The sequence below is a fragment of the Janthinobacterium sp. CG_23.3 genome, from assembly GCF_046115965.1.
Lineage (GTDB): Bacteria > Pseudomonadota > Gammaproteobacteria > Burkholderiales > Burkholderiaceae_D > Janthinobacterium.
In genome coordinates this window covers 1-7,398 of record NZ_JBJXIB010000189.1, presented here as the reverse complement: position 1 = coordinate 7,398, position 7,398 = coordinate 1, and the positions used below count along the sequence as shown (strand labels likewise).

Here is a 7,398-nt window from a genome sequence, read left to right as displayed (position 1 = left end):
AACGATGAAGGGCGGTGGGGTTGGGGAGACAGAGTGGGGTGAGGGGGGACAGAACAACCTTTGCTTGGGGGGGTGGGGTGAGGGGAGACGACGAGACCCCCCCCCCCGCCTACGCCGCTTCGGCGTGCTCGACCAGTAATTGCACCTTGGTGACGCCGTTGTATTCGTTGGCGTCGAGGCGGAAGGCGACCCGCGCCCGCTCGCCGACCGCGTCGGTGTGGCCGAACCAGATGGCGTCGAAGCGCGCGCCGTTCTTTTCCAGCAGCAGCTTCAGGTGGCGCTCTTTGAGGATGCGCTGGCTGACCACGCGGAACTCGTCGCAGAACACCGGCGGCGCGAAGCCCTGGCCCCACACCTGGCCGTCCATCAACTCGATGAACTGAGTGGTGTAGTAGGCGTCCTCCAGCGGGCCGTCGGTTTCGATGACGCGTTCGAGCTGCTGCTTGCTCAGCCAGGCTTGGCCGACCGCCTCGAAGGCCGCCGAGAACGCGTCGAAGGCGTCGGCGCGGATGGTCAGGCCGGCCGCCATCGCGTGGCCGCCGAACTTGTCGATCAGGCTGGGCGCGCGCTTTGACACCAGGTCGAGCGCGTCGCGCAGGTGGAAGCCGGGAATCGAGCGCCCGGAGCCCTTGATCCAGCCGTCCGCGCCGCGCGCGAAGGTGATGGTCGGGCGGAAGAACTTTTCCTTCAGACGCGAGGCGACGATACCGATCACGCCCTGGTGCCAGCCGGCGTCGAACACGCTGATGGTGCTGCTGTTGGCCGGCTCGAACTCATCGAGGTGCAGCAGCGCGGTGTCCTGCATCTCGGCCTCGATCTCGCGCCGTTTCAGGTTGATGTCGTTGAGCTGCTGGGCCAGCGCCCAGGCGCGCCCCTCGTCGTCGGTGATCAGGCATTCGATCCCCAGCGACATGTCCTGCAGGCGCCCGGCGGCGTTCAGGCGCGGCCCCAGCGCGAAGCCGAGGTCGAACGGGCTGGCGCTGCGCGCCTCGCGCCCGGCCACGCGGAACAGCGCCGCCACGCCGGCGTGCATGCGGCCGGCGCGCATGCGCTTCAGGCCCTGCGCCACCAAAATCCGGTTGTTCGAATCGAGCCGCACCACGTCGGCCACCGTGCCCAGCGCCACCAGGTCGAGCAGGTGGTCGAGCTTGGGCTGGCTCTGGGCGTCGAACACGCCGCGCCGGCGCAGCTCCGCGCGCAGCGCCAGCAGCACGTAAAACACCACGCCGACGCCGGCCAGGTGCTTGCTGGGGAAGCCGCACTCGGGCTGGTTCGGGTTGACGATCACGCGCGCCGCCGGCAGGGTGTCGCCGGGCAGATGGTGGTCGGTGACGACCACTTCGATGCCGCGGCGGTTGGCCTCGGCCACGCCGTCGACGCTGGCGATGCCGTTGTCGACGGTGATGATGATGTCGGGCGACTTTTCGCGCGCGGTCAGCTCGACGATCTCGGGCGTCAGGCCGTAGCCGTACTCGAAACGGTTCGGCACGATGAAGTCGACGTGGGCGCCCATCGCGCGCAGGCCGCGCAGCGCCGTGGCGCAGGCGGTGGCGCCGTCGCAGTCGTAGTCGGCGACGATGACCATGCGCTTGCCGGCGCCGATGGCGTCGGCCAGGAACACGGCGGCGGCGCCGATGTGCAGCAGGCCGGCCGGCGGCATCAAGGCGCCCAGTTCGCTCGACAGTTCGCTGGCCTGGGTCAGGCCGCGCGCCGCGTACAGGCGCGCCAGCACCGGGTGGATGCCGCCCTGGCGCAACATTTCGGATTCCCGGTAGGGGCAGGGGCGGGTGGCGATGCGGGTCAGTGTCATGTGGAGAGCTTGTTCAAGGTGATTTTGCGCCAGAATTTGCGCTGGGCTTGTTTGCTGCCGCTAAATTCGGCATAGGCGTCGCGGTTGCTCAGCATCAGCGTCAACTGGCCGAGGCTGCCGTTTTTCAGCGCCGCCAGCAGCGGCGCGAACCATTGCTGTTCCAGGCGCTGCATCTGCAGCAGCCAGTGGGACCAGTCGGCGCCCAGGCCGGCGCCGACCAGGCCGCCAAGCGCGACCAGGGCCCGCTCGTCGGCCCGTCCGAGCACGGCCGCCAGCTCGGCGGGGCGCCGCGGCGGCGCCGCCAGCGCCGCCAGCCAGGGCGGACAATCGGCGCTGAGCAAGAGCGGCCCCGGCGCCGCGGCCGGGGCCGCGTCGGCGCCGCCCCACAGCCAGAAGGAGTTCACCGGCGCCAGGCCGCGGGCTTGCCGCGCCACGTTCACCGGGTGCTCGTGCCACAGCATCTGCACTTCGTTTTGCAGTTTGCGCGAGGCGCGCGCCTGCTCGCCTTCGGGCATCCAAGCCGTCAGGTTCTGGCCGGTGGCCGCGTCCGGCGACGCCGTGCGCAGGCCGCCCCAGTCGTCGGCGCGCACGAACCAGGTCTGCGCGTCGCCGTACAGGAGCGGCTTGCCGATCTCGTCGAAATAGGGACGGGCGGCGTCGAACAGCGCGCGCGCGTCGGCCTCGTCCAGCGGCAGCTGGCGCTGGTCGCCCATCAGCAGGTGGTTGCGGGCGATTTGCACGTGCACCGGGTGCACCAGCAGCCAGTAGCCGGCGGCGGGCGCCTGGCCGAAGCCGCGCATGACCGCCGGTGCCAGCGGCACGCCGGCGGCCGGGCCGTCCGGCGCGCCCGCCAGGCCGAGCGCGTGCGCCAGCCAGGCTTCGTGCGGCAACACCCGGGTGCTGTTGTCGAAGGCGGTAAGCCGGTGTTCGTGGGTGCGCGACAGCAGGGCCGCCAGCGCCGGCGCCTGCATCGCCCTTTGCAAGTCGGCGGCCAGTTCGGCGGGGGGCAGGGCGAACGGTAAAGCGAGGGTAAGTTGTTTCATGCCGAGATTGTAGGGCATTGCGCCTGCCGAAGAGAAATTCGACGCCGTGGCAAAATTTCCACGCGAATAAGCCAATTATTGAAACAACATCTTGATAGTAAAAAAAATAACTACCACAAAGAAATCTTCCGTATAATATGGATAACTTTGATGCATCGTAAGAAATGCCCATCTTCTGGGATTTCTGCCTCGCGCGCCCTGTGTATCCCTTAACTCCGCGTACACAGCGTCTGCTTTACGTTCCCGTCATGGTATTCCCAAGTTTGTAGTACCCATTTCCATATTCGGCGGTTCGCGTCTGCGCGGGCCTATCCATCACTTTTTTTGTATTCGGAGTCCGCATGTCAACCATTAACCTTTCCAGTGTCATTCACGTCTGCGAAGACACCGAAAAGAACGTCGACATCCGCGATATCCTGGCCCAGGCCGGCTACACGGTCGCCGGCGCACTGAACATCAGCGCGATCACCGTGCTGCAGCCGGACGATGAAGAAGCCACCGGCAACATCCCGCTGTTCGGCCGCCTCGACAACGACACGCTGTACGTGCGTCCCGGCGCCTGGGCGGCCAACTACAACGGCAGTTTTGAAACCATCGAAGTGGTCGTCAACAACGGCGACGGCAATACCATTTCGTTGTTCCTGCAAGTGATCGTCGATCCGGTCAACGACGCCCCCGAAGGCGCCGACAAGTCGTTCGACCTGCTCAACGGCAACGCCGTGGTCTTGGGCGAAGCCGACTTCGGCTTCCACGACGTCGTCGAGAGCAACGGCTTCCAGTCGGTCCTGATCACCACCATGCCGGTCGCCGGCACCTTGCTGCTGAACGGCGCCGCCGTCGCCGCCGGCGCCGAAATCGGCATCGCCGACATCCGCGCCGGCCATTTGGTGTTCGTGCCGTCGCCGGACCGGGCCGGCAGCTTCGCGCTGGGCTTCCAGGTGCGCGACGACGGCGGCACCGTCGGCTGCAACGCCAGCGACCTGAGCGCCACCCCCAACCACCTGGTTTTCAACGTGCCGATGGCGCACCTGGGCGACTTCGTCTGGAACGACGCCAACGCCAATGGCGTGCAGGACGCCGGCGAAGCCGGTATTGCCGGCGTGGTCGTGCAATTGAAGGATGCCGGCGGTAACGTTGTCGGCAGCACCACCACCGACGCCGCCGGCGCCTACCATTTCGACGTCAATCCGGGTACCTACTCGGTGGCGATCGTGACGCCGGCCGGCTACGCCATCAGCGCCCAGGGCCAGGGCGGCAACGCCGCCACCGACAGCGACGTCGACGCCGGCGGCAACAGCGCTCAGGTGACGCTGGCGCCCGGCGAAACCAACCCGCGCCTCGACGCCGGCCTGTATCAAACCGCCGAACTGGGCGACCGCGTCTGGCTCGACCTGAACAAGAACGGCGTGCAGGACGCCGGCGAAGCCGGTGTCGCCGGCGTCAAGGTGACGCTGCTCGACGCCCACGGCGTGGCCGTTGGCAGCCCGTTGCGCACCGACGCCAACGGCAACTACCTGTTTACCAACCTGGCGCCGGGCAGTTATAGCGTGCAGTTCGACAAGGCCAGCCTGCCGGCCGGCTACGTCTTCACCGGCCGCGACGCCGGCGCCAACGACGCCGCCGACTCCGACGCCAGCGTCGTCGACGGCGGCACCGCGCAAGTGGTGTTGCTGGCCGGCGAGAGCAACCATAGCCTGGACGCCGGCATCGTCGCCACCCCCGCCACGCTGGGCGACCGGGTGTGGGAAGACAAGAACGCCAACGGCGTGCAGGACGCGGGCGAAGCCGGCATCGGCGGCGTCACCGTGCAATTGAAGGACGCCGCCGGCGCCGTGGTCGGCAGCACCGTCACCGACGCCAACGGCAACTACGGCTTCAGCGTCGATCCGGGCACCTACTCGGTGGCCGTGCTGGCGCCGGCCGGTTATGTCACCACCGCCCTGAACGCCGGCGGCAACGCCGCCGCCGACAGCGATATCGACGCCAGCGGCAACAGCGCCCAGGTAACGCTGGCCGCCGGCCAGAACCATCCCGACCTGGACGCCGGCCTGTATAAAACGGCCGAGCTGGGCGACCGCGTCTGGCTCGACCTGAACAAGAACGGCGTGCAGGACGCCGGCGAGGCCGGCGTGGCCGGCGTCAAGGTGACGCTGCTCGACGCCCATGGCGTGGCCGTCGGCAGCCCGTTGACCACCGACGCCAACGGCAACTACCTGTTTACCAACCTGGTGCCGGGCAGCTATAGCGTGCAATTCGACAAGGCCAGCCTGCCGGCCGGCTACGTCATCACCGGCCGCGACGTCGGCGCCGACGACGCCGCCGACTCCGACGCCAACCAGGCCGACGGCCGCACCGCCCAGACGGTGCTCGAATCGGGCGAAAGCGAGCGCAGCTTGGACATGGGCGTGCAGGCGCCCGACGCCCACATCGGCGACCGCGTCTGGCTCGACGCCAACGCCAACGGCGTGCAGGACGCCGGCGAGGCCGGTATTGCCGGCGTCACCGTGCAACTGAAAAACGCGCTCGGCGGCGTGGTCGGCAGCACCACCACCGACGCCACCGGCAATTACCACTTCGACGTCGCGGCGGGCACCTATTCGGTGGCCGTCAAAGCGCCGTCGGGCTACTTCACGTCGCCGCGCGACGCCGGCGCCAACGACGCCGCCGACAGCGATATCGACGGCGCCGGCAACACCGCGCAGTTCGCCGTCGCCGCCGGCGAGACCAACAACACGCTCGACGCCGGCCTGTATCAAAAAGCGCAGATCGGCGACCGGGTCTGGGGCGACTGCAACGGCAACGGCGTGCAGGACACAGGCGAGTCCGGCGTCGCTTGCGTCACCGTCAACCTGCTCAACAGCGCCGGCGCGGTCGTCGCCAGCGCCACCACCGATAGCTATGGCAAGTATCTGTTCACCAACCTGACCCCGGGCGTCTACTCGGTGGCCTTCGTGGCCCCGGCCGGCTACAAGTTCACGGCGCAGGACGTCGGCTCGGACAGCGCCGACTCGGACGCCAACGCGCTGGGCAAAACCATCCAGACCGAACTGAGCTCGGGTGAAATCGACCGTAGTTGGGACGCCGGCCTGGTCAGGCAAACCGCCAGCATCGGTGACAAGGTGTGGGAAGACAAGAACTTCAACGGCGTGCAGGACGCCGGCGAGAGCGGCATCGGCGGCGTCACCGTCAAGCTGCTCAACGCCTACAACCAGGTGCTGGGCACGACCACCACGAACGCCAGCGGCAACTACCTGTTTAGCGGCTTGAACGCGGGCGACTACAAGGTCGAAGTGGTCAAGCCGTCGGGCTACTACTACACCAGGGGCAACGTCGGTTCCGACGCCATCGACTCCGACGTCGATACCAGCAGCGGCCGCAGCGCGCTGACCAACCTCGGCTACGGCGAAAACGACATGAGCTGGGACGCCGGCCTGTACCGCAAGGCCAGCATCGGCGACAAGGTCTGGCGCGACCGCGACCATGACGGCGTGCAGGACAGCAACGAAGAGGGCATCGCCTGCATCAAGGTTATGCTGTACAACAACGCCAACCAGTTGCTGGCAACGACCTACACGAATAGCAACGGAAACTACAATTTCGGCAACCTGGACCCGGGTTCGTTCTACCTGAAATTCGACAAGTCCGGCGTCAAGTTCGCCGGCTACGACATGGAAACCTGGAAGTGGGGCGTGAAAAACGTCGGCTCCAACGACCAGATCGATTCGGACGTGAACGGCGACGGCGTCTCCAAGGCCAACGTCACCTACACCGATAGGACCTTCCTGGAGTCGGGCGAGAACGACATGAGCTGGGACGCGAGCATCACGCCGATCGTCATCGATCTGGGCGGCGACGGCATCCAAACCATCGCCCGCGCCGACTTCCACGGCAGCTTCGACCTGCTGGGCGACGGCCAGGCGATCCAGTCCGGCTGGGTCTCGGGCAACGACGGCTTCCTGGCAGTCGACGCCAACGGCAACGGCAGCATCGACGGCATCGGCGAATTGTTCGGCGGCGCCAGCAAGGGTTCGGGCTTCGCCAAGCTGGCCAGCTTCGACTCCAACAGCGACGGCGTGGTCGACGTCAACGACGACAAGTTCGCCGAACTGCGCATCTGGCGCGACGCCAACAGCAACGGCCACACCGACGCCGGCGAATTGTTGTCGCTGCACGACGCCGGCGTCAGCAGCCTGACGGTCAGCTTCACCGAATTGCCGTTCCTGGACGCCAACAACAACTTGCATCTGGAGCGCAGCAGCGCGACGCTGGCCAGCGGCAAGTCGGTCGACATGACGGACGTGTATTTCAACGTCGACGCCAAGGACGCGGCCAAGGCCGGCGTGGCCTTGCCGAACATGGCCGACCTGCTGCGCGACGACAACGCGCTCGACCAGGTGGTCGGCCAGGGCGTGGCGCCGGCATGGTCACCGCCAGCCGCGGCGAACTCGGTCCGGGTCAAGCGATCACCCCACGAGTGAGGTCGGAAGAGAGTCGTGGAGGGAGAGAAAGTTGAGGCGAGAGCTCCTAGTTCTGTTGGCATCGCCA

The 7,398-nt window shown here is 67.2% G+C and carries 3 protein-coding genes; 1 reads left to right on the top strand and 2 read right to left on the bottom strand.

Annotated features, from left to right (window positions below):
* Positions 1 to 109: 109 nt before the first annotated feature.
* Positions 110 to 1,810, bottom strand: a complete 1,701-nt coding sequence (gene recJ / locus ACFDR9_RS26230) for a single-stranded-DNA-specific exonuclease RecJ (protein ID WP_409032877.1) — start codon at positions 1,808 to 1,810, stop codon at positions 110 to 112.
* Positions 1,807 to 2,853 (bottom strand): hypothetical protein, encoded by a 1,047-nt coding sequence (locus ACFDR9_RS26225; protein WP_409032876.1) that lies wholly within the window; start codon positions 2,851 to 2,853, stop codon positions 1,807 to 1,809. The genes recJ and ACFDR9_RS26225 overlap by 4 nt, the downstream gene beginning before the upstream one ends.
* A 341-nt stretch (positions 2,854 to 3,194) precedes the next feature.
* Between ACFDR9_RS26225 and ACFDR9_RS26220 the strand changes: the two genes are divergently transcribed.
* The gene (locus ACFDR9_RS26220; protein ID WP_409032875.1) at positions 3,195 to 7,331 is read left to right on the top strand and encodes an SdrD B-like domain-containing protein; all 4,137 of its coding nucleotides are present in this window, start codon (positions 3,195 to 3,197) and stop codon (positions 7,329 to 7,331) included.
* Positions 7,332 to 7,398: the final 67 nt, after the last annotated feature.